The following is a 23,297-nucleotide window of genomic DNA, read 5'->3' on the forward strand; positions in this document are numbered from 1 at the left end:
ATCTCCTACTTCTCTATTTTCCGACCAGGCTTGGCCGGTTTCGTTTGTTCACCTGTCTCTGGGTTGTATTCCCCAAGATGATTACCCTGCCTGTCATACATTTCGACCGCCCCGTGCTGGCTATCCCACTCGTAAATACGTCCCTTACGATCTTTCCAGCGAGTACGCTTTTTGCCTCCCCCCTGAACGCCACTTTTTACTCTGACCCTCGTAGCATCAGGGAAAGCCAGCAACCCCTTAGGCGCTTGATGATAAGAATGATCCCCCCCAAACGGCTTCGAATACACCACATAAATCGACTTCAACCCGGAATCGAGCGGGAACGTGATGATCCGGTCGCCAAGGGTAACGTCGTCGGCGACGGGATAACCGTCGATCTGTGAATCCACCCCTTCCTCAATGGGATGCACAAGGATGCTGCCCATCGGCGCATCCGTGTGTTCCGGGAAAGTCAGTTCGGGGGTGAGCAGCGGGCCACCGTTGGGCGTCCAGAGCAGGGTGATGCCGTCGCCCAGATGGGCTTCCAGCGTGCGGCCGTCGGCCCGCCATTGGGCTTTGACAATACGGACGCTATCGTCCCCGGAAGCCCCGGTGTGAATACCGTAGAGCTGCAACGCCCCCTCAGCGTCATGACGAAACTGGAAACGCACACGGGAAGCCGCAGCCGCCATCTGCCGCAGTTCGTCGTCGCTGTACAGGGTCCCGTCCCCCATGCGAGCGGGGAGCATGCCGGCGATAAAGACCGTGGCACCACCACCGGCCACCATGGCGCTACGCAACATCCACCGGAAACCCTGTTGGACGATGCCGCCTCCGGCGATTCGACCCAGCGCCGCGTCGGCTCCCAGCGTCGCGCCAAGCACGGCGGCTCCAGCGGGAATCGCCTTGGTTTTCGACACCATGACCTTGCCGAAATGGGAGGCCGGTTCCGTAGCCGTGCCCGCCTCCGTACAGCACCAGTTTGCGGGGTCACAGGACTTGGCAAAGATCGCGCCTTGTGACGGTTTCGGCTGCGGCCATGGATCCTTCTTAAGGGGGATCTCCGGAGGCGCCGGGGCGGGGTCTTTCTGTTCGACACCACCGAAGCAGCCCCAGCTTTCGGTCCGCCAGTCAGGCTCCTTGCACCAGGAGCATGGCTGGCCGGGCCGACAGAAGAGACAATCTTTTTTGTCGCGTCCGAAAAAATCGTTGCTCCATTTCAAACCCATGTTCCTTCGTACTGGTTCGGAGTACGAAGGAACATGGAGGAAGTTTTTACGGCGATAAAGCCCCTGAAGAGTATTTACAAAATTCCCTTCAGTACTTACAGATTGGTCCTACTTCAGGCCGCCGGTCGACGCTCGCTTGCCCGCGAAGCTTTTAGCGTCCTTACCCAGCAGGCCCTGTGGATCACCGTGCCTGGCTGAGCACGGTCCAGGTTTCGTACGAAATGAATGAGCGGAGCACATCTATCTGGCAGGACGGTCAGAGGGTGCTCGCGACCTGTCACGGAGGTCAGTTATTTCAGCCTCTCGCAAGAGAACTCTCTTTCCATTGAGTGAAGTTTCCTAGAAAATCCCAGCCGCTTGTTTGCGCCTGATCTGGCGGCTAGTCTTGATTCCGTCACTGCCAATTCAGTGACCGGGTTTAGTCGCCCGCTGGTTTGATCAGGCGCGCAGCGCCACCTTCTACGAGGCGCTTTTTTTCAGCCTCCGTTTTATGGTGGTCGTGCGCAGGGCACTTCGGTGCGCCGGGTTTCCTGATCACCGGTCGACTAACCTGCGTACGGCTGCCACCCCCTCGTTTAGTCGCGAATGTGGCGGCTCCCTCAACAGATCGGGAGTAACCACTCTATGTTCAAGATCACCCCAAATCCACCTGCAACACCCAACGTGGAAACCATCGACCCTCGTATCGCCGACCGGGCTTTGTCTCACTACAACCTCGGTCCGGATGCAGGCTCGAAAGCCGCCCCAAAAACTGTGCTGCATGGTCATCTACCTGACCCCAGGAATCAGGAAGACGCTCTGGTCAACGTCTACTCGATTCTGCAATCCGCTGCGGCCACAGCCTATGAACACGCCGACAACCAAACCGGTTCTAACCGCAAGGTAGCGATGGGTGTGGTGCATCTGATTGAGCTGGCACAGCTGAGGATGGACTCGGTGTTGGATGGGCAGACAGTCGGCGTCAGCGGCTGATAGCGTTCTGCGGGTAAACGGGAAGCCTGGCTTCCCGTTTTGTTGTCACGATTCAGATCTTCGGTTGCTCGCCAGGTTCTCAGTTGCCAACCGCAGACCATTGAGCCACTGATTTCATCCCAATGACTGCAATCGGCCAGAAGCGGTCATTGAGTTCCTGCAAATTTTTGGGGTAACTCAGTGCTTTATCGCCTCATATACGTAAGAACCAACAACAGAGCCTATCGCACCTAGTACTATGGCCGTGAGCCCGGAGATTGCGAGCGACCATACAGGGTGCTGCTTTATAAAGTCTGTCATTTTATAGAAAAGATCTTTTTGTATTCCATATATCTCGGACTGACATTTTTCGATAGTTTCGCTTGATACTTTTTCTTGGCGAGTCCGCTCTACACAACTTGAGCAGAGGATTGGCTTGTGGCATGAATGTATGATGTCTGTTTTTATACCATTCATGTCAAAAATACACCCGCGCGTCTCGTCGTGCGTGAAGCTAGTGTGCTCTGTATTTGTGGGTATGCGGTTTTCGCTTCTTTTGTATAGCAACGAATATGCGTAAAAAAGACGATAAATAATATTTTCTAGTGGAATATTTGAGGATCTAAGTATGTCTTTGATTTCGTGAAACGAGAATACCACCCTGTTGGATGTAAGGCGTCGCGTGTACCAGTTCCCCTCAATTGGCACGTTAACTATGGATACTAAAAAATCGCCATTAAAATTTGTAGGCAAGACGTTTTCTAGGGGTGCGTCCGTGAACTCCCACCCAAGGCCGTCAGATTGACAGTTTAGGGAGTAGTTCTCAATTTCGTCAACAACTTCAAATATAGAAGACTTCCACTCTTTCAGTTTTTTCTTTTGGAATTCCGCCGGCATATGCCCAATTGTTGCTACGGTTATTTTAATTTTTGACATTACCGCTCCTTAGTGATGTGTGGCTATAAATAAACATCAAATCATGCATGGCTGCCCGAACGGGGTTTTGAATAAAATTCTTGTTTCTCACTCCATCCCCTCCTAGGTAGATGGCTTCCAGTGTTCTGATGAACGTATAGCAGAGGTATACGCCAAGTGGACAGCTTCGATTACTCGTTCAGGTAAGTGAGCAGACGTCGTCATAAATACGCGATGATATGGTTAAACGCATTGCGAAACCAGCGCGTTCGTCACCATAAGCATTGCAGATGCTTCCTGGCTGGTTGCTGTCACTCATCACTGGCAGCTATGGGTCGAGAGCCGTCTGTCGCGACCGGCGACACTCGAGCCGTATCATCCCTTCGGGCTGGTGGAGCAGCAATGGCGGTTTCCGGGATGCCTCAGACATCCGTCTTCGCACAGGCTACTGCCGCACTTTGGCCATTACCGCCCTGACGCGGGATCTTGTTCATCTGAGCTGATGCTGCGACCAGCGTTACGCTCACTGCTTAATAGCGAACTTTTTGATGGTAGAAGTGATCTCAAAACTGGGCAGTGGGCGCTTTCGAGCAATGGTAAGTTGCGGGAGCGCTGCTATATACCACGCCATCATCGTAATAACGATAGTCACCGTTTAGCCGGCTCAAAGTGTGATGCTCTAACGTTGGCTTGCCAGTCACCGGATTTTGAACGCCAGAAGTCCATTTAACCTCGTCCTCGGTGACGGCTGCGGCCAGTCCATTCGCGGCCTTCGAAGCAATATCCAGATGGATCGTTGTTGTAAAGCGCTGTCCGTAAATCTCTGCCTCGCAAAGCAAGTTAAGTGGCCCGGAAGCGGGTGCGACGGCCGCAGAGACAGAAGGGGCGGGAGTGTTTGGTGTTGGCTCTTGCGAAGAAACCACCAAACCAGCTGCCTTTACAACGGAGATCGCTTTTTCCAGAGGGATGGGCTTTTCAGCACCCAGGATGCAACTTTGAATATCGTCAAATTTGCGGTCGCATCCGCTTAGGGTCAGCAAAATGCAGGTTCCTCCGAGAATACTTATTGTTCTCATATGATCTCCATGAAAAATTAAGGCCGCTGACCCCAGAGTTCCCGCCTTTTAACATGGGGTCCGGTGCAATTGCACCGACGTTATTTGGACCCGCTTTCAAACGGTCTCTAACCGGTGCAAAGTCGACGATTGAGCGACCATCCGAGCAAGCGGACGAACGGCTGGCGATGGCGAAAGCAGCCTATCAAGAGAATTCATATTGGCAATCGTCTGGCTTGCTAGTGGCCAGCTTGATTTTAGGCTTCTCAATGACTGCTATCGACCCATTGCAGCCGGTCAGGCTCGGTAGAAACCGGCCAATAGCAGACCCTCGGGAAAATGGCTGACTCCTCGCCACCAGGAGTGGCAACCACCCCTATTTCCTCATTGAATAGTGGTGATTCCGAAGACCTGAGGGTCGGCACAAAAAATATGAGAATGGGCTTGATACGCGGCAAGCACGTTAAATCTCTCAAGTAGCCTCATATCATTATGATGATGCTGTGCCGAGAATTTCATATTGAATGACCCTACTTGCCCCCTCATCCGCGATGGGACCTCTACAAGGGTCTGCTTTGACAAGTTCACGACATTGAATGAAGCAAACGCACTCCGGCTCAAATTAAAAAGAAACATATTGTGATTGGGATCCTCAGTTCCTTGAAGATAGCCTGTGTCAGGTATAGCGACTCGGCAGCCCGCAACGTCGTCAAAAGTTGCCACTATTACATGGCCCATTTGACCCTTTGACTCAACAATCTTCTCGACGGAAGTTTCCAAAATACTTTTTGTGCCGCCAGGCGGGATCATTAACGCCAGAAAAAGAATCTCCAGCCACTGGAAGTACTGATCACTTGTCACCCCAAACTCTGCGCAAACAGCAGCCAGGTGAGGCTTGACTCCCGTGCGAATGTCACAGAAGTCGGCCAGAAAAATAGGGTCAGTTGGATACAATCCCGCCACCCCCTTATACATATCAATTGTTCGCGCAATAGAATATGGGTTTCTTATCCACCCCATGAACTTTGCTTTGAACACTTTTTCAGCGGCGCCCTTCAAGACATCGCCTCCAGAATTGGCCTTTGACTCGGAAATGAGAAGGTCAGCGGCTGGAGCAAGATCAGCTTCAAATTTATGAAAGAAATTCTCTAGATTTTTCCTTAGAGATGAGTTCTTTACATCAAAACTAAAAAGATCATCAAAAGAGAGATTCTTCTTAATCTTGACGCCCTCAGCATTGGTCAGGCGAACAACGCTATTTTCTCGATCTGTAATTTCAAATTTGTAGATTCGCTGCTTATCCTTTGGTCTGCTCTCGTCTATGCAATTACTTCGTTGCTCGGACTGAGAGATAAAATGTTGATTCCTTGTTGAATTTTCCATAACTTCTCCTTATGCCGACGATCTACCGGACGCGCAACCAATATCCCTTAATCCACTATAACGCCAATTTTGATCGAAAAAAGCTAAAAAAGGGGACGCATTTATTTGTAGATCGAACGTCCGCTTTTGGCCGATAACAGCCTTTCCATACGCATCTATAACCCATCAAAAACAAGGGGTTGTAAACACCAAATCCACCCAGCCTCCTTCAGCACACCCCACCAAAGAAACAAAATGTGACAAATCGATTCCGACTAGCCAACAAGACACCCCTACAAAATTATCGGATACTTCGCACGCTTTCCTGGTCCATGACCGACTGAGCAATGCTCCCCCCTTCGTTAGGCTTGCTGGGTCACAGGCATACCTGTGACCGGGTGTCAGAACCTGTAAACCTCACGAAGGCGCGGTAGCGCCGTAGCGATGGAGTCGACGTTTTTTTGCGTTTGGCTGTTTCGCTCATATGGTGGACCGCGCGGGGCAGGCTTCGGCCTGGCCGGCGTTCCTTCGTGAGCCGGATTCTGACCCCCGTGCGGTCCGCCACCCCAACCGCGTCAGATCGGCGGGTGTCGGTTCCTTAACCTCACGAAGGAGATAAGGAGAATGGCCTATCCCCCTTTCACGCCCGGGCACCGCCTGTCACATCGGGTGTTAAGACGATCCCATCACGGAGCCCCTCTCCATGATTGATCGCACACTGCTCTCACGCCTACCCACACCCACGTTGATCAAACTCGCCTCCCTGAGCCCCACCGAAGCGGTCGATCATTTACGCCACGCCGCCCGGCTTTGTCTGGACGGTGCCCGAACCCTGGCCTTTCAGGATGACCAGCAGCAGAAGCTGGCCGACAAACTGATCAAGGACGCCATCGTCCTCTATGACATGGCGATCCTGCGACAACGTGATCCCCCCTCTCCCGCTTCAACCACCACCATCAGCCTCAACGCCTGCGCCAATGCCTCATCGCAAAGCCCCACCCCTTGGGACGAGCAATTCGCCCAGGAAATAGCCAGTGGCGGACGCTGCGCGGGGCTCTGGCTGGACCGACGCGCCACCCAACCCTTGTGGTGGCAACTGACCCAGGCTCGCCGGGGCTATCCGGAAGGTGATCGACGCGATGCCTTCGAAGCCGGGTTTCTCCGGCATCTACAGCAACGCCTAATTACGGCGCAATACCGGACCTCACGCAGCCCACCGCCACGCTGATCCTGGAGACGGCAACGTTCGCGTTGCCAGCCTCTTTTTCAAGGCCCGCAACTCACCACCCCTGCCCCTCAAACCGATATTTCTGCGAGGTCGACATACTGCCCCCGCTGACGCGATTGATAAGCTTCATCTCATCCGCCATATCGGCCACGAAATAGGCCCTCTTCGCCCAAGGATCACAGATGACGGCGTCGTCGTTCCAAGTCGTGGGGTCTTGCAGATTGGTCTGCACGCCCCGGCCGCAGACGACGAAGACGTGATCAGGCCCCGCGTAACCGGCCTCCACAATCCCCGTAATCGCGCCTCTGATCTCCGGGCCCTGATAGCCCTCCGCTCCCACGGGGTTCCGGAGGGACATCAGCTCAAGCGGCGCGATTCCGGTACTGGCGAGCATATCGAACGCGAGGCACGCCTGTTCCTCGCAATTTCCCGCTCGTGATGCCCGCGCCGCCGCGGCAACCGCCTTCACATAGGCCTTTCCTTCGAACCCGAAGATACCGTCATCCAGATACGACTGGTTAAGCACCGCGTGTCGTTGCTCAAGCACGGCATTGCCATGGGTCAAGGCGTCTCCAGGGCGATTGCTCGCCGCGATGCCCAACGCCTTTATGCCTTGCACCACCACGCGAGCCGCCTGTAGAAATACATACATGTAAATCGCCTCCCTTGACCGACCGCAGGCTTTCCCTTTCGTAGGGAGCCGTCGCTTGACAGAAAACCAACCTACTAGTAGGTTTACCCCATCCAACAGCCAGCAGGCTGACTCAACCCCCTCTCACGGGGCCGAGTATATCCAGCGTTGCGCGGTAATTTTATGGAATTGTCTATGAACACAGAACTGTCCCCGAAAGCGACCGAAATCGCCGAGTATGCCCAGTCATTGCTGACTGTCGGGGGCTACAACAGCTTCAGTTATGCGGATATTGCCGAGCGGGTGCGTATCACCAAGGCCACCATCCATCACCACTTCCCCAGCAAGGCCGAGTTGGTTCGCGTGGTGGTCGCGCGGTATCGCGAGCAAGCACGGGAAGGCCTGGCGGCGCTCGGTCGGCAGGTTGCCGATCCATTGGCACAGCTCAATGCCTATGTCGGTTATTGGTCCACCTGTATCCGTAGTGGCAGCTCTCCGTTCTGTATCTGCGCGATGCTGGCCGTCGAACTGCCGACGATTCCTGACGAAGTGGCGGCCGAAGTTCGCGGGCATTTCCAGGACCTGACTGACTGGCTCACATCGGTCCTCGAAAAGGGCGCAGCCACGGGGCAGTTTCACTTGCAAGACAGTTCGACGATCGAGGCAAAGGCGTTCATGGCCAGCGTGCATGGAGCCATGCTGGCCGCGCGTGGGTTCGGCGATCCCGAGACCTTCCAGGCGCTGGTTCAATTGTCCATCAGCCGGCTGACTTCCACCCGCTGATCCGTACCGAGAAGACTGGTGAAGACCGGTCTTTTATTTTGCCTTTGCACCCAACCAACTAGTAGAGAGATACATGCCATGACTCATCCCATATCGACTTTAGGCGCCATCCATACCGTTATCAGCCTGATCCCCGTGATTGCAGGCGCCTACAGCTTTATCCGCTATTACAAGATCGACCCGAAGACCCGCGCCGGCAGTCTCTACCTCATCAGTTTGACGCTCACGGTCGCCACGTCCTTCGGGGTCTCCAGTACCGGTGGTTTAAATGCCGGGCATGCCTTTGGCATCATTGTGCTGCTTGCCGCCTACGCCGGTGCGTGGGCGCCAGCAGTGAGTTTCCTGGGGCGAGCGCGCCCGTATTTGAGCGCATTCGGGCTGTCGTTCAGTTTCCTGCTGTCATTCGTGCCCGCCACCAATGAAACCCTGACCCGCCTCCCCGTCTCGCATCCGATTGCCGATCATCCGATGGCGCCCGTGGTGCTGAGCACGCTGCTGGTATGGCTAGGCTTTTTCATCGTGGGGTTTGCCGCGCAATGCCGGCAGATTTATTCGCGGAACAAGGTCTCGGTACGGACATAAAGCGGGATCATCAGGCGGTTACGCGGCTCAAGCACGGTATTGCTTCGGCATCAGCGCCAACAGCAATCCCAACGAGCCGCATACCAGCAAGGTCAGGCCCAACGCCTGGGACCACGCCGCCAGCAGCATCCCCACACCAATCAGCAAGTAATACAACAAACCGAACAGCGCACCGGCGGTGCCCAATCGATCACCGTAGTTCGAGAGTGCCGAACCCAGGACATTGGGAATCGCCATGCCGAACGCCAGCACCACCAGTTGCATCGCCAACACAAACAGCACGCTGTCCTGCAGCAGCCACACACCCACACCACCCGATAATCCCGACAGCGCCGCCACACGGATTAACCGGGCACTGGTAAAACCACGGCGCAACAAGCGTTTGTTGAACCAGGCACCAAGACCCGATCCCAAGGCCAGAACCACGCCGCTGTAACCGAACAGTTGCCCACTCAAACCGAGCTTTTCAAACATGAACGGTGCGAGGCTGTAGTAGCTGAACAGGGCAATGTTGAACACCGCCACCAACAGCGCCGAACGCCAGAGGTCCAGGTCCCGCAGCATGCGCCACAGCGTTTCGAACAGCCCGACACTGGCCAGATGCAGCGGCCGGGTTTCCGGCAGCGCTCGCCAGGACCACAGCGCCAACCCCAGGGACAGCAGCAACAGACAGCCCAGCACGCCTCGATAACCGAAGGCCTGCACCAGACTCGCCCCGCCGAACAGTCCAAGTGCCGGACTGGCGGCCAACGCTATGCCCACCAGCGAAAACACCTGCGCCAGCTCCAAACCGCTGAAGCGGTCGCGCAGCAGGGTCTGCGTGACCACCGAACCCACTGCCGCGCCAAATGCTGCCAGCACCTGGGCGACCAACAAGGCCTCAAAGGTACGCGCAGCCAGCGCCAGTATCGACGCCATGGCGTACAACAACAGCCCAGACAGCATGGCCGGCCGCCGTCCGATCCGGTCACACAGCCGCCCCCACACCACCACGCCGAAAGCGAAGGACAGGAAGTACACCGACAGGGTTTGCGCCGCCTGTTGCGGCCCCACGGCAAAGGCCCGACTGATATCCGCCAGCGCCGGGCTGTAAAGGGTTTGCGCGATTTGCGGGAACATCAACAGGGCAATCGCCAGCCCCAACCACTTTGTAGACTTCATCGCAACTTCACTCGCCAGAAAAACAGGCGGCCAGTTTGAAGCGTGCCAGGTGTCGTATTATCAAAACTCAGACAACTAATCATTGAAATCGGACAATCGATGGCCTGGCTCGACACCCATGACGCTTTCAACCCCGACCGATACCCCGCGCCGGTCATTGGTATCGCGTCCACTCTGGGGGACCACGACTCTGGCCTCCATCAACATCAACGCGGTCAGTTGCTGTTTACCCATCAGGGCTGCACGCGCATCACACTGGCGCGGCATCTGTGCCTGCTGCCGCCCTCCCGTGCTGCCTGGATACCCGCGGGCGTGAATCATCGCGCGGTGATGCAGCAGACCGTGGACTATCGATCGATTTATCTGTCTGCCGAGTTGTGCGCCGAACTGCCACAACAGGTTTGCGTGATCGAAGTCACGCCGCTGCTGCGGGCAGTCCTGGAACCCATCGCCATTACCGATTTCGACACCGATTGGCGACAAGGCAAATTCGTTCATTTGCTGGGGCTGTGCCTCAGCGAAATTCGTGACGCAGTGCGCCAGCCCATGCTGTTACCCCTGCCCCAGGACAGACGTTTGAAGCCGCTGCTGGCCATGCCCGAACAACTGCCGCCGAGCGTCCAGGCGCTCGAGCAGCAAATCGGCGCCAGCAGCCGGACCATCGGCCGCATCTTCCAACGCGAGACTGGCATGAGCTATCAGCAATGGCGGCAGCAGTGGCGGTTGATGCGGGCCATTGAGCTGCTATCCACCGGCCGCAACCTCAGCTACAGCGCCTTCGAATTGGGCTTTTCCAGTGACAGCGCGTTTATTGCGTTTTTCAGGGACCAGACCGGCACAACCCCAGGTGCCTGGCAAAAATGATCGATTCACGCAAAAACACAAAAACACTCACCTACAAAAAACCACTTTAGTGATTTTTTCAGTCATTAGTCCTTGCCATTTACGATCACTTCAATCACTCTCGTCCCAATTACAACAAAACGAGAGACCCTCTTCATGAAATTCCACGGCATCGTTCCCGCTTTAGTCACCCCGTTTACCGCAGACCAGCGTTTGGACGAAAAAGCCCTGCGCGGCCTGGTCGAAAGCCTGATCGAAGCCGGTGTCCACGGCCTGTTCGTGCTGGGCACCAACGGTGAATTTTTTGCCCTGTCCGATGAAGAAAAACTCGAAATCGTCCGCATCACCCTCGACGCTTCGGCCGGCCGCCTGCCCGTTATGGTCGGTACCGGGGCGTTCAGCACCCGCGAAGTGATTGAAATGAACAAACGCGTCGAAGGCATGGGCGCCGATGCGTTGTCCGTTATCACCCCGTACTTCAATGCCGTCAGCCAGGCGGAACTGATCAAGCATTACGAAGCCATCGGTGACGCCACCTCGTTGCCGGTGATGATGTACAACATTCCGGCCAAGACCGGCATGTCCATCGGCATCGGTGCCGTGGCCACCTTGTCCCAACACCCACAGATCAAAGGCATCAAGGACAGCGCCGGCAACTTCGACAACCTGGTGCAGATGATCAAATACCGCAGCGACGACTTCGCGGTATTCGCCGGCACCGACTCCCTGATCTACTGGAACCTGCTCGCCGGCGGCGACGGTGCCGTGGCTGCCACCGCCAACGCCGTGCCTCATGTGGTCATGTCCATCTGGAACCAGTTCCAGGCCGGCAACCATGACACCGCCAAGGCCGCCCAGGAACTATTGCGTCCGCTGCGCGATGCCTTCGCCCTGGGCACCATGCCCTCGGTGCTGAAAAAAGCCACCGACCTGTTGAACGTGCCGGTCGGCCCCTGCCGTTCCCCGGTCGCGCCCCTCGATGCGGCGACCACGCAAAAACTCGAAGAGATCCTGGCTGTTTACCGCCAAAACGCCTGAGGGGGCCGACATGTCCGCGACCTATCACTTCCAGACCGTCAAGAACATCATCCACGGCCCCGGCAGCCTGGAGCAGTTGGGCGACAAGCTGTATCTACTGGATACCCCGCTCAAGCAGGTGGTACTGGTCACCCAGCAGGCCATGCACCGGCTCGGTGTCACCGCGAAAATCAAAGAACAGTTCGCCAGACGCGGCATCGCCGTGCAGACGATTGATAACGTCGAAATCGAACCGACCCTGGAAAACATCGAGCGGGTCTTTCACGAGCAGGTCGCGCCCTTTGCACCGGACGCGTTGATCGCCGTGGGCGGCGGCAGCGTGCTCGATGCGGCCAAGCTGTTCGCCGTGATGCTGACCAACGATACCCCGCTCAAGGAGCTGCTCGGGATCGACAAGGTGGGCAACCCCGGCAAGCCGATGGTGCTGATTCCAACCACCTCGGGTACCGGCTCCGAAGTCACGCCCAACGCCATCGTCACCCTGCCCGACGAAGAATTGAAGATCGGTGTCGTCAGCCGGCACCTGCTGCCCAACCTGGTGATCCTCGACCCCTTGCTGACCCTGAGCCTGCCCAAGGCGATCACGGCCGCTACCGGCATGGATGCGTTTACTCATTCGCTGGAATCGTTTATTTCCACCAAGGCCAACCCCATCAGCGACACCTTTGCCCTGGAATCCATGCGCCTGATCGCCGGCAGCATCGTCGAGGCCTATCAACAGCCCGACTCGGTGCGGGCCCGTGGCGATATGCTGCTGGGTTCGATGTACGGCGGCCTGGCACTGACGGGCGCCGGCACCGCCGCCGTGCATGCCCTGGCCTATCCGCTGGGGGGCAAGTTCCATGTTACCCATGGCGTTGCCAACGCGATGCTGCTGCCCCATGTCATGGCCTTCAACCTGGACAGCTGCGCCGCCCGCCTCAAGCGCGCCGCCTGTGTCTGTGGCGTAGCCCTGGAAAGCGACAGCGACGAAGCGGCCGCCGGCAAACTGATCGAACAGATCAGCGAGTGGACGGCGACCCTGAATATCCCGCAGAACCTGCGCGAATTCGGCGTGGCCGAAGAGCATCTGGCGGACATGGCAGTGGCCGCGTCGAAGGTGACGCGCTTGATGGCCAACAACCCCAAGACCCTCAGCCTCGACGATATCCAGCAGCTTTATCGGTGCCTGCTGCCATGAGCACCACGCGCCTGCTGATCATTGCCGATGACCTTTCCGGGGCGGCTGACTGCGCCGCCGATTTTGCCGGGCGCATGGTCACCCAGGTGATTCTCAGCCACGTCGGGCTGGAGCTCGGCACGGCGCTGGGCGCGGAGGTGATCGCCCTCGATCTCGACTCCCGGCGCCTCAGTGCGCAAGCCGCCGCCGTGGCCCATCGCGATGTGTTGGCGATGGATCAGGTAGCCGAGTTGCCGCTATACAAAAAGATCGACTCCACCCTGCGCGGTAATGTGGCGAGCGAAGTGGCCGCGTTGCAGGCCCTTCGCGGCATGGCCCTGGTGGCGCCGGCCTTTCCGCTGATGGGCCGGACCACCGTGGGCGGCGTTCAGCACCTCGACGGCGTTCCCGTCGATCAGACCGATGTCTGGCGCAATGAGCGCCTCGCGGGCACGGCCAATCTGCTGGAGCAGTTGAGGACGCAAGGTCTGCGCTGTGCGACGCTGTCTCTCGATACCGTACGCGACACGGAGCGATTGCAGGCCGATCTGCTCAGGCATTTGGTCGCCGGGGTACAGGCACTGGTGTGTGATGCACAAACCGAGACGGATCTTGCGAATATCGCCCAGGCATCGGCGGCTCTGTATAAGCGACTGTTCTGGGTCGGCTCCGCCGGGCTGGCCCGACACCTGCCGCAGGCGTTGGGATTTCCGCCGGTATCAGCTCAGTTGAATGCGCCGATCAACGGGCCGGTGCTGACCGTGGTCGGCAGTATGTCCCGACACTCCCAGGTGCAAGCCAACTACCTGGCCGAACACAGCGATCAACTGCACTTGCGCCTTGCCCCCGCCACCTTGTGCGCGGGACCGGCGATGGCCGAATGGCAGTCCATCGCCGCCACAATCGAGACGGCCCAGCAACAGGGTCGGCATGTGCTGGTCAGCCTGCAACAGGAGCAGCGCGATCCCGGCCAGGCCGCGCAGTTGAGTACGGCCCTGGCCCAATTGCTCCAGCCTGCCCTGCTGCGCTCGGGCGCGCTGATCGCCACCGGGGGAGAAACCGCCCGCGCCATGCTCGGGGCCGCCGGCATCCAACGCCTGGACCTCCAGGGTGACCTGGCCCCCGGTGTGGTCTTCTCCCGCGCCCGCTGGCGTGGCCGTGAACTGGCCGTCGTGACCAAAGCCGGTGGCTTCGGCCAGCCGAGCAGCCTTTTCGATGCCTGGCGGCAACTGACCGCCACGCCGCAACTTTAACGAAGGAAGACCACTATGTCTGAGCGTCCCGTTATCGGCATCACCATGGGCGATGCCACCGGCGTCGGTCCGGAAATCATCATGAAGTGCCTGGCCCACGCCGCACTGTACGAAACCTGCCGGCCCCTGGTGATCGGCGATGCCGCTCGACTGGCCGATGCCAACCGCATTGTCGGTGGCAGCCTGAAAGTGAATAGCATTGAACGCCCGGCTCAGGCACGCTTTCAACACGGTATCGTCGACTGCATCGACCTGGGGCTGATCCCCGCCGACCTGCCCTACGGCAAGCTCTCGGCTGTCGCCGGTGATGCCGCTTTTCGCTACATCGAGCGCACGGTGCAACTGACCGAAGCCGGTGAGCTGGACGCCATTTGCACCGCGCCGCTGAACAAGGAAGCCTTGCATGCGGGCGGCCATATTTTCCCGGGCCACACCGAGCTGCTGGCGCACCTGACCGGCATCGAAGAGGTCTCGATGATGCTGATGACGCCGACCCTGCGGGTGATTCATGTCACCACCCATATGGGCATTATCGATGCCATCGCCAAGATCGAGCCCGGCCTGGTGAAACGCACCATTGAGCGCGCCCGCGAAACCCTCGTACGCGCCGGTATCGAAGACCCGCTGATCGCGGTCTGTGGCATCAACCCCCATGCCGGGGAGAACGGTCTGTTCGGTTACGGCGAGGAAGCCACCAAGATCCAGCCCGCCATCGACGAGCTGCATGCCCGCGGCTGGCGTGTGGAAGGACCGCTGCCGGCGGACACCCTGTTTTTCCGCGCCGGGCGCGGTGACTTCGATGCGGTGGTCGCGATGTATCACGACCAGGGCCATGGCCCGGTAAAAGTCATGGGCCTCGAAGCCGGGGTGAATGTCACGGTCGGCCTGCCGGTGATCCGCACCTCCGTCGACCATGGCACCGCCTTCGACATTGCCGGCAAGGGGATCGCCGACGAACGCAGCCTGACCGAGGCGATGCGCCAGGCCGTGGAGCTGGCCGCCCACAAGCGCAGCAGCACGGCGGCCTGATTACCCGCGAACGCCCGAGTCAGCAAAACCTATAAAAACAATATGAGGACATCACCATGAAAATCGTCTGCACCTCGCCGTCTTTTGCCAAGTATTCGACAGCCCCCCTGACCCTGCTGGGCGAGCAGGCCATCGAATGCGTCAACCTGCCGGCCGACATCGGCGAAGACGAGTTCATTGCCCAGGCCAAGGGCGCACAAGCGGCCATCGTCGCCTTCAACAGCATCAACGCCCGCGTGCTCGATGCACTGCCCGAGCTGCGTATCGTCTGCAAGCACGGTGTCGGCGTGGACAACATCGACCTGCCCGCCGCCCGTGAACGCAAGGTGTGGGTCTGCAACGTCCCGGACTCCAACAAGCATGCGGTGGCCGATTACACCTTTGCCCTGCTGCTGGCCTCGGCCCGCAAGATCGCCCTGGCCGATCAACAGACCAAGGCCGGCGAATGGCCGCGCTTGTTCGGCGCCGATGTCCACGGCAAGACCCTGGGCATCATCGGGCTGGGCAATATCGGCAAGGAGGTCGCGCGGCGCGCGGCAGGCTTCTCGATGCAGGTGATCGCCCATGATCCCTACCCGGACCAGGCCTTTGCCGAGGCCAAGGGTATTCGTCTGGTGGCGTTGGATGCGCTGTTGGCCGAGGCCGATTACGTCACGTTGCATATCGGTCTGAACGACGCGACCCACCATCTTATCGGTGCCGAGCGCCTGGCCTTGATGAAGCCGCACGCCCATCTGATCAATGCCGCACGGGGCGGCATTATCGATGAGAACGCCTTGTTTGCCGCGCTGCAAAACGGCCGCCTCGGTGGTGCCGCGCTGGACGTTTTCGAGGAGGAACCGGTCACCCGCCACCCGCTCTATGCCCTGCCGAACGTGATCGCCTCACCGCATATCGCCGGCTACACGCCGGGGGCACTGGACATTCTGAGCCTGACTTGCGTGCGCAACATTGTCGCGGTGCTGAAGGCCAATGCACGCCCCGAACACGTGGTGAACGGCCTCTAGCTCGTCCGCGCCCCCGACTTCAAGCCACTCAATGGGTAGGCCCACCGGCCTGTCGTGGGCGCGATCACGCTGTTGCCAAACACCCCGAACACCGAACCCGGAGTTGGAACCATGCATAACAATAATAAGGCTTCCTCGGTACGTTGGCTGATCGCCGGATTGATGTGGACCGCCATTGCGGTCAATTACATCGACCGTGTCGTACTTTCCGCCGCCGCCCCGATCATCAGCAAAGAGTTCGCCCTGAATACCGCGGAAATGGGCCTGATCATGTCGGCGTTTTTCTGGTCCTACGCCCTGCTGCAACTGCCGGCCGGCTGGCTGGCCGACCGCTTCGGCCAGAAAATCACCCTCGGCGGCGCGGTGCTCTGGTGGTCGGTGGCCACCGCCATGACCGGCCTGGCAAACGGCTTCAATTCCTTGTTCGCGCTGCGGGTCGGCCTGGGCGTGGGTGAAGCGGCGGCCTATCCGAGCAACGCCGGGATCGCCTCGCGCTGGTTTCCGGACAAGGAGCGCGCCACCGTCGCGGGCATCTTCGACAGCGGCTCGAAATTCGGCGGCGCGATCGCCATGCCCTTGATCGTCTGGCTGATCGCCCTGGTGGGCTGGAAGATGACGTTCGTCCTGAGCGGCTCCATCGGCATCGTCTGGGCACTGGTCTGGTTTGCTTTTTACAAAAACGATCCCGAACAGCACAGCGGGGTCAACGCGGCCGAACTGAAGTACATCCGCGAAGGCCAGCGCCGCCAGGAAGGCACCGGCGACAAGCCGACCCTGCGCTGGTACGACCTGCTGCGCTACCGCAACGTCTGGGCCATGTGCCTGGGGTTTTTCTTCATCAACTACAACTCGTACTTCTTTATCACCTGGCTGCCCACCTATCTGGTGAAAGAGCGCGGCATGGACCTGATTTCCATGGGCTTCGTCGCGGCGCTGCCGTTGCTGATCGCCATGCTGGTGGAAATCTTTGCCGGCTGGCTGTCCGACCGTATCTACCGCCAGGGGCGCTGGTCCTTGACGCGGATTCGCAAGACCTTCCTGGTGGTCGGCCTGTTGATGGCTTCCTGCATCGGTTTCGCCGCCTTCGCCGAGTCGTCGTGGCTGGCTATCGTCCTGCTGTGTATTGCCAAGTCCGGCACCACGGTCGCGGCCACTCAGGTCTGGGCCCTGCCCGGCGATGTGGCGCCACGGGGCATGACCTCGATGCTGGCCGGCCTGCAGAATACCGTGTCGAATATGGGCGGCGTGGTCGGTCCGATCATCACCGGGTTTATTGTCGCCGCCACAGGCTCATTCATTCCCGCCCTGCTGTTTTCCGCCGGATTGATTGTCGTCGCCATTCTCAATTATCTGTTTCTGCTGGGCGACGTCGAGCCGATCCAGGAACAGCCGCCAACCCCGAGCCCGCAACCCGTCTGAACCCTTGACCGGTAAAACGCTCGGAGACCCAGGGCGTTTTACCCGCTGACTTTCCCGGGTGACCTTTTACGGCCTCGTTGAAAAACCGTATAAAGGCACTCGGGCCAGATCTCCAGGACATCCATGAAAGTTGCCACACGCCGCCAAGCCATTCTCAATCTCGTGCTGTCAGGCACTGCGAACGTAGAGGAGTTGTGCCTGCATTTCGGCGTCTCCGAAGCCACGATGCGCCGGGACCTCACCGCCTTGGCGGAAGAAGGCCTGATCTTGCGCACCTATGGCGGGGCTGCCCATGTCGGCCTGCGTGAGCCGGAAACCTCCGTCGAGGAGCGGCGCTATCAACACAGCCAGGAAAAACTCGCCATTGCTCGTGCAGCGCTGGCCCATGTGCGGGACAACGACACGCTATTGCTCGACGGCGGCACCACGACCTGCGCCTTGGCGGAGCTATTGGTGGAACGGCGTGGTTTGCATGTGATCACCAACAATATCCTCGCACTGCCGGCCCTGGCCCGACTCCCGGAGGCCAAGATCACCCTGCTCGGTGGCGAGCTGCGGGCCTCCAGCATGTCGACCTTCGGAGCCGCCGCGCAGGCAACCCTGGAGCACTTGAGTGCCGACAAGATCTTTCTCAGCGCCGATGGTGTCGTGGCCGAATTGGGGCTCTGCGAAGCCAGTGCCGATCAGGCTTACCTCAAGGCCAATATGATCGGGCGCGCGGCCCAGGCCTTCGTGCTGGCCGACGCGACAAAGCTGGGACGCGCCCTCCAGCAACATTGGTCGCCCCTCAAAGGGCCGTGGACGCTGATTACCGATTCGCTGGCGGATGAATCGCTGCTGGCGCCGTTCCGGGCCAATAAACTGATCAGCATTGAAATCGCCAACGGCTGACGGGTCCTATAACAAGGCCAAGGCATCCGCTCCAGCAGCAATGCGAAGCGGCGCCGCCGGGTCATTGGCAGCACGCCACACCGCTTCGGCCACATCGCGCGCCAAGGTGATCTCCGACGACTGAGCCCATTGTGCAAAGACGTTCTGCGCCAGATCGGCATACGCCTCGGGGATGAGTATTCGTGCCTGCGCGTTTTCACCGAAGCGTGTGTCAGGCGCCCGTCCCGGGAGTACCAGGCTCACGCGGATATTGAATGGCTGCAGCTCCAGGGCCAGCGACTCGGTGAACGCATTGATCGCCGCCTTGCTCGCGGTGTACACGGAAAGCAGCGTAAGGGGCTTCAAGGTCACGCTCGACGTGACGTTCACCACCGTGCCCGCCTTGCGCTGCCTGAACTGGGGCAGCAGCGCCTGGGTCAGTGCGATGGTGCCAAAGGTGTTGGTCTCGAAAATATCGCGAACGGCGTCCATCGGCGTACCTTCAAGGGCGCCGAGCATGCCAATTCCGGCGTTGTTGACCAGCACATCGATGGGGCCCGCGGCCTCTACCACCCGCTGGATGCTCCGCGGGTCGGTCACGTCGAGCGCCAGCACACGCAGATGCTCGGAGCTTGGCAACAACTCCTCGCGCGGCGTGCGCATGGTGGCGATGACTTTCCAACCGTGGTCGAGAAAGTATCGGGCGGTTTCAAGGCCGAAACCGGATGAGCAGCCTGTTATCAGAACGGTTTTCATCAATGACTTCCTGCAGGTGATAGACGGTACGGAAACGATACGGCCGCGTATCCGGACTTGCTACACTCCAAAGTCCATATCTCATTCGCAGGAGTCCTGCCGTGATTGATCCGTTATCGGAAGTCGTCAGCCTGCTCCAGCCGTGCGCGCCGTTCTCGAAGCTCGTCAGCGGCGCGGGTCATTGGCGTGTCCGCCGATCGGAAGCCGGGCAGCCGTTCTACTGTGTGATCCTCGAAGGGGCGTGCCGCCTCGCGGTTGAAGGACGCGAGCCGATCGAGCTCCAGGCCGGCGACTTTGTCCTGATTCCTTCCTCGCCGGGGTTTGCGATGTCGAGTCTTGAGCCGCCGCCCGAAGACGTTCAGACAGCGCCCGTCGCACAGCTCCAGGGCGGGTTCCGCTTGGGTGTGCAAGACGGGCCGCACGAAGTGCTGGTGCTGGTGGGCCACTGCGTCTTCGGCTCGCCGGACGCGGCTTTGCTGGTGTCGCTGCTCCCGCGGTTGATCCATGTTCGCGGCGAAAAAAGACTCACCACCCTGGTTCAACTGGTGAGCGAAGAGTCCCGCGAGCGGCGGCCGGCGCGGGAAGTGATCCTGGAGCGCCTGCTGGAGGTGCTGCTGATCGAGGCCCTCCGCTCCACGGCGGGGCCCACCACCTCACCCGGCCTCTTACACGGGCTTGCCGACGAACGCCTCGCCGTGGCGATCAGACGAATGCACGAAAGCCCGACCCAAGCCTGGACGATTGCGCAGTTGGCGAAAGAGGCCGCCCTCTCCCGCTCGGCCTTCTTCGAGCGCTTCAACCGCGCATTGGGGACAGCGCCGATGGCCTATCTGCTGACTTGGCGCATGGCCCTGGCCAAGAATCTGCTACGCCGCAAGGAAGCTGGCCTGGCGGAGATTGCACAACGCGTGGGCTATAGCTCGGCGAGCGCGTTCAGCGTCGCCTTTACCCGCCATGTCGGGCTGCCGCCCACGCGTTATGCGCAGAACGAGGCGGATCCACTTATGGCCGGCTGAGGTTGTCCGTGATCGCGGTCATCACCATGCTGCCTTCGTCCACGCAGCGCTCGGTGTCACGCGCCATGACCCATTGTGCAAACGCCTCACTCGGCAGCGGGACCGAGAACAAATAGCCTTGCCCTACCTCATAGCCCTGCGCCACGAGGATATCGCGCTGGGCGATCTGTTCAATGCCTTCAGCCACCACGTGCAAGCCAAGCCCCTTGCCGATACCAATGACAGACTCACTCAGGGCGCGGCAGGAAGCATCGCGCTCCAGGTCGTCGACGAAACTCTTGTCCAGTTTCAACTCGCTGATCGGCAGGCGCCGCAAATACCCCAGGCTGGAGTAGCCGGTGCCAAAGTCATCGATGGCCAGGCGCACGCCCAAGGCGTGCAAATCGCGGAGGGTTTGCTCGGTGCCTGCGCTATTGGAGAGCAAGACGCCCTCGGTCAACTCCACACACAGGTCGCTCGGCTGCAAGTCGCAATATTGCAATTGCCGGTCGATCAACTCGGCCAGATTGCGATTGTGGAAGTTGATCGGCGACAGGTTGATCGACAAGGAAGGGATCCCCAACCCTTGCCGACGCCACTGCGCCAATTGCTCGCACGCTTGCTCCAGCACCCATTGACTCAGCGCATTGATCAGCCCGCACTCCTCGGCCAGAGGAATGAACCGGTCGGGGCCGATAGGGCCCAGCGTCGGATGCACCCAACGCGCCAGCGCTTCGGCCCCCACCAGACGTCCGCTGCGCAGATCCACCTGCGGCTGATAAGCCAGATACAGCTCATCGCCGGCCAGGGCCCTGCGCAAGTCCGTCTCCAGCATCAAGCGCTCCTGGGCGGTCTTGTTCATCTCCTCGAGAAAAAAGCTGAAGCTGCCGCGTTCGACGCGCTTGGCCTGGTACATGGCGATATCGGCGCAATGCAGCAGGCTTTCCATATCCTGCCCGTCCCTGGGGAACAGGCTGATGCCGATACTGGCCGACAACACCACGCAAGTCCCGGCAACGGTGGCCGGGACGCTGAGGGTCAGCAGCAGCCGCTCAAGAAAGAATGTGACCTGGGTGGCGCCCATCCGTGGCAGCACCAGCACGAACTCGTCCCCGGACAAACGCCCGACAATGTCCGACTCCCGCAGCACACTGCGCAGCCGTTGCGCCATGACTTGCAGCAGCTCGTCCCCCGAGGCGTGCCCCAGGGCATCGTTGATCTGCTTGAAACGGTCCAGGTCGACAAACAATACCGCCAGTTCGGTCTGCTCTTCAGCCGCTTCAAGCAGGGTCCGCTCGGCCTGGGCCAGGAGGAAATTGCGATTGGGCAAGCCGGTCAGGGCATCATAAAAGGCCAATCGCAGAATGGACTGCCGGGCCTCTTCCCGCTCCAGGGCCAGCAGGCACAGGTGGATACCTGCCGTTACCAGATGGGTATGAAGAGGATCCGGTCCGCGGGACTCCCGGAAGTAGAGCGCAAAGGTCGCCGCGACCCGTCCCGCGGCGTTGCGGATCGGAACCGACCAGCACGCCTGGAAAGCCAACTGTTGAGCCAGGGCCCTGTAGTCGGCCCAGAGCGGGTCGTGGTGAATGTCCGTCACCAGAACCGGCTCGCCCCGGTAGGCCGCCGTGCCACAGGAGCCACTGGCCGGACCGGCTGACAGGCCCTCGATCGCCCTGGAGTAATCCGGCGGCAAGCCCGGGCTGGCCAAGGGGTGGAGGATTCCGTTCTTGTCCACACTGAGGATCGAAACAGCGACCTCGGGGGCAATGTGTTCAATCTCCTCGCACAGCAGGGTCAGCACGCTCTCCAGCGACGCCTCTTTCAACAGCGCGCCGATGATCTTGTCCTGCAACACCTCATGCAGCTTTGTCCGGGTAATGTCGGTCAACACGATCACGATGTTTTCGACCTTGCCCCGGGCATCGAACACCGGCGTCGAGGAAACATGCAGCCACAACCGTTGGCCATTGTGCTTGCCGATCAGCGCGCTGGTTTCATTGGATTGACCGCCGAGGAGTTTTTCCAGCACCTGCTGTGCATTCGCCTTGGCTTGGGTACCCGGGGTAAAGAATATCAGCAGTGACTGACCGATCACCTCTTCACGGGAATAGCCCAACAAGCGAACGAACCCGTCATTGACATAAATGAGGTCTCCATTCGCATCGGCGATACAGGTGGCCGAACGGGTGGCATTGACGGATATCGAGAGCAAGCGGTGCTCGATGTCCTTCAAGCGCGCCTGGGTGATGTCCTTGAGAAAGGCGGCGTAGAGAATGCGGCCCTGCAAGGTGATTTTCGAGATGGACAACGAGCCCCAGCGCTCTTCGCCATCCTTGCGCACAATACGCAGATCCCGGCTGCTGCCGACTATCTTGTTGACCCCGGTCTCGCGGTTGGCGCTGATAAAACCGTCATGCTGGGCATAGACAGCCTGAGGCACCAAAGTATTGACGTTTTGGCCCAGTACTTCGCTGCGCGGACACCCCCAGAGCTGCTCGGCCGCCCCATTGAAGAACACCACGCAGTTGTGATCATCAATGACCACCACGGCATCAATTGCCTGCTCCAGTGTCTGCACGAAAAAGGGCTCCGCTTCTTCGCCACTGATCAACCCGACGCTAGAGTCCATTTCTCTTACCACTGTATACCTGTAATCACCGCCCTACGCCCTTGGGAGCACGTAAGGCACCGGAAGCGCGACGCTGTCTTTACAACCGAGTGTACGACTCTCTCACCCAAAGCACCTCGTGTCAGGCACTGCGATGAAAACAAGCTGGACGGATATAATCCGTTCCTGGGGTGTCAGTTTAACGGTTTCGTGTATTTCCGCTGTAAAACACCCGAGTTTTTTAAACAACGTCGTATATTCCGGCCTCGCCGGATCGCCCCAATCGAGTGCAAGCCGCCCCAACCCGGAGCATCTCTCAAGGATGGGCGGTGCAAAGCAACCGAACTCAGCCCCGGAAAATCCGCTGTATCTCGCCGCTTTCCCCCCTTGAGCCTGGCGTTGGAGAAAAGACCATGATCTGGCACGCCTCTCGCAAGGAAC

Annotated in this window: 21 protein-coding genes; 13 read left to right on the forward strand and 8 right to left on the reverse strand. The window is 59.2% G+C overall.

Annotated elements, in window-relative coordinates; all coding sequences use genetic code 11:
• Positions 1–5: 5 nt before the first annotated feature.
• Positions 6–1,202: a colicin E3/pyocin S6 family cytotoxin gene (locus tag M5C01_RS20970; protein WP_248764385.1), complete on the reverse strand. Its 1,197-nt coding sequence runs from the start codon at positions 1,200–1,202 to the stop codon at positions 6–8.
• A 630-nt stretch (positions 1,203–1,832) separates the two neighbouring features.
• On the opposite strand from M5C01_RS20970, the gene M5C01_RS20975 reads away from it, so the two are divergent.
• Positions 1,833–2,180, forward strand: a complete 348-nt coding sequence (locus M5C01_RS20975; protein WP_152740835.1) for a hypothetical protein — start codon at positions 1,833–1,835, stop codon at positions 2,178–2,180.
• Between the two features lie 177 nt (positions 2,181–2,357).
• Here M5C01_RS20975 and M5C01_RS20980 read toward each other — a convergent pair whose 3' ends face one another.
• From M5C01_RS20980 to M5C01_RS20990, 3 genes are all read right to left on the reverse strand, one after another.
• Complete coding sequence (locus tag M5C01_RS20980; protein ID WP_152740834.1) at positions 2,358–3,095, reverse strand: hypothetical protein; 738 nt, start codon at positions 3,093–3,095, stop codon at positions 2,358–2,360.
• A gap of 542 nt (positions 3,096–3,637) precedes the next feature.
• On the reverse strand, positions 3,638–4,150 hold the full coding sequence (locus tag M5C01_RS20985; protein ID WP_152740833.1) for a hypothetical protein: 513 nt from the start codon (positions 4,148–4,150) through the stop codon (positions 3,638–3,640).
• 363 nt (positions 4,151–4,513) lie between these two features.
• The gene (locus M5C01_RS20990; protein WP_248764386.1) at positions 4,514–5,512 is read right to left on the reverse strand and encodes a hypothetical protein; all 999 of its coding nucleotides are present in this window, start codon (positions 5,510–5,512) and stop codon (positions 4,514–4,516) included.
• Positions 5,513–6,194: 682 nt separating this feature from the next.
• On the opposite strand from M5C01_RS20990, the gene M5C01_RS20995 reads away from it, so the two are divergent.
• On the forward strand, positions 6,195–6,719 hold the full coding sequence (locus tag M5C01_RS20995; RefSeq protein WP_152740832.1) for a LasR-specific antiactivator QslA: 525 nt from the start codon (positions 6,195–6,197) through the stop codon (positions 6,717–6,719).
• Between the two features lie 52 nt (positions 6,720–6,771).
• On the opposite strand, the gene M5C01_RS21000 is transcribed toward M5C01_RS20995, so the two are convergent.
• Complete coding sequence (locus M5C01_RS21000) at positions 6,772–7,371, reverse strand: hypothetical protein (protein WP_152740831.1); 600 nt, start codon at positions 7,369–7,371, stop codon at positions 6,772–6,774.
• A gap of 174 nt (positions 7,372–7,545) precedes the next feature.
• Here M5C01_RS21000 and M5C01_RS21005 point away from each other — a divergent pair, with 174 nt between their 5' ends.
• Together M5C01_RS21005 and M5C01_RS21010 are read left to right on the forward strand one after the other, a co-directional pair.
• The gene (locus M5C01_RS21005; RefSeq protein ID WP_152740830.1) at positions 7,546–8,133 is read left to right on the forward strand and encodes a TetR/AcrR family transcriptional regulator; all 588 of its coding nucleotides are present in this window, start codon (positions 7,546–7,548) and stop codon (positions 8,131–8,133) included.
• Between the two features lie 78 nt (positions 8,134–8,211).
• On the forward strand, positions 8,212–8,715 hold the full coding sequence (locus M5C01_RS21010) for a hypothetical protein (RefSeq protein ID WP_152740829.1): 504 nt from the start codon (positions 8,212–8,214) through the stop codon (positions 8,713–8,715).
• Positions 8,716–8,742: 27 nt separating this feature from the next.
• Here M5C01_RS21010 and M5C01_RS21015 read toward each other — a convergent pair whose 3' ends face one another.
• A complete protein-coding gene (locus tag M5C01_RS21015) occupies positions 8,743–9,876 on the reverse strand; it encodes a multidrug effflux MFS transporter (RefSeq protein ID WP_152740828.1) in 1,134 nt (377 codons plus the stop codon).
• 99 nt (positions 9,877–9,975) lie between these two features.
• Between M5C01_RS21015 and M5C01_RS21020 the strand changes: the two genes are divergently transcribed.
• From M5C01_RS21020 to M5C01_RS21055, 8 genes are all read left to right on the forward strand, one after another.
• Entirely contained in the window at positions 9,976–10,740 is a 765-nt protein-coding gene (locus tag M5C01_RS21020) for a helix-turn-helix transcriptional regulator (RefSeq protein ID WP_152740827.1), read from the forward strand.
• Between the two features lie 135 nt (positions 10,741–10,875).
• Positions 10,876–11,757, forward strand: a complete 882-nt coding sequence (dapA, locus tag M5C01_RS21025) for a 4-hydroxy-tetrahydrodipicolinate synthase (protein WP_152740826.1) — start codon at positions 10,876–10,878, stop codon at positions 11,755–11,757.
• Between the two features lie 10 nt (positions 11,758–11,767).
• Positions 11,768–12,937 (forward strand): iron-containing alcohol dehydrogenase, encoded by a 1,170-nt coding sequence (locus M5C01_RS21030; RefSeq protein WP_152740825.1) that lies wholly within the window; start codon positions 11,768–11,770, stop codon positions 12,935–12,937.
• A complete protein-coding gene (locus tag M5C01_RS21035) occupies positions 12,934–14,169 on the forward strand; it encodes a four-carbon acid sugar kinase family protein (protein ID WP_218586103.1) in 1,236 nt (411 codons plus the stop codon). Before M5C01_RS21030 ends, M5C01_RS21035 begins: the two co-directional genes overlap by 4 nt.
• A gap of 15 nt (positions 14,170–14,184) precedes the next feature.
• Positions 14,185–15,198 (forward strand): 4-hydroxythreonine-4-phosphate dehydrogenase PdxA, encoded by a 1,014-nt coding sequence (pdxA, locus tag M5C01_RS21040; protein WP_218586102.1) that lies wholly within the window; start codon positions 14,185–14,187, stop codon positions 15,196–15,198.
• Positions 15,199–15,254: 56 nt separating this feature from the next.
• Positions 15,255–16,205, forward strand: coding sequence for a phosphoglycerate dehydrogenase (locus M5C01_RS21045; protein WP_152740824.1), 951 nt, complete (start codon positions 15,255–15,257; stop codon positions 16,203–16,205).
• 111 nt (positions 16,206–16,316) lie between these two features.
• Positions 16,317–17,624 (forward strand): MFS transporter, encoded by a 1,308-nt coding sequence (locus tag M5C01_RS21050; protein WP_152740823.1) that lies wholly within the window; start codon positions 16,317–16,319, stop codon positions 17,622–17,624.
• A 123-nt stretch (positions 17,625–17,747) separates the two neighbouring features.
• Positions 17,748–18,515 (forward strand): DeoR/GlpR family DNA-binding transcription regulator, encoded by a 768-nt coding sequence (locus M5C01_RS21055; RefSeq protein WP_152740822.1) that lies wholly within the window; start codon positions 17,748–17,750, stop codon positions 18,513–18,515.
• 6 nt (positions 18,516–18,521) lie between these two features.
• Here M5C01_RS21055 and M5C01_RS21060 read toward each other — a convergent pair whose 3' ends face one another.
• The gene (locus M5C01_RS21060) at positions 18,522–19,250 is read right to left on the reverse strand and encodes an SDR family oxidoreductase (protein ID WP_152740821.1); all 729 of its coding nucleotides are present in this window, start codon (positions 19,248–19,250) and stop codon (positions 18,522–18,524) included.
• A 101-nt stretch (positions 19,251–19,351) separates the two neighbouring features.
• Between M5C01_RS21060 and M5C01_RS32985 the strand changes: the two genes are divergently transcribed.
• Positions 19,352–20,266, forward strand: a complete 915-nt coding sequence (locus M5C01_RS32985; RefSeq protein ID WP_178129937.1) for an AraC family transcriptional regulator — start codon at positions 19,352–19,354, stop codon at positions 20,264–20,266.
• Here M5C01_RS32985 and M5C01_RS21070 read toward each other — a convergent pair.
• Entirely contained in the window at positions 20,253–22,877 is a 2,625-nt protein-coding gene (locus M5C01_RS21070; protein ID WP_152740820.1) for an EAL domain-containing protein, read from the reverse strand. The genes M5C01_RS32985 and M5C01_RS21070 overlap by 14 nt on opposite strands.
• Positions 22,878–23,297: the final 420 nt, after the last annotated feature.

Source organism: Pseudomonas sp. MWU12-2319 (assembly GCF_023242525.1).
Lineage (GTDB): Bacteria > Pseudomonadota > Gammaproteobacteria > Pseudomonadales > Pseudomonadaceae > Aquipseudomonas > Aquipseudomonas gingeri_D.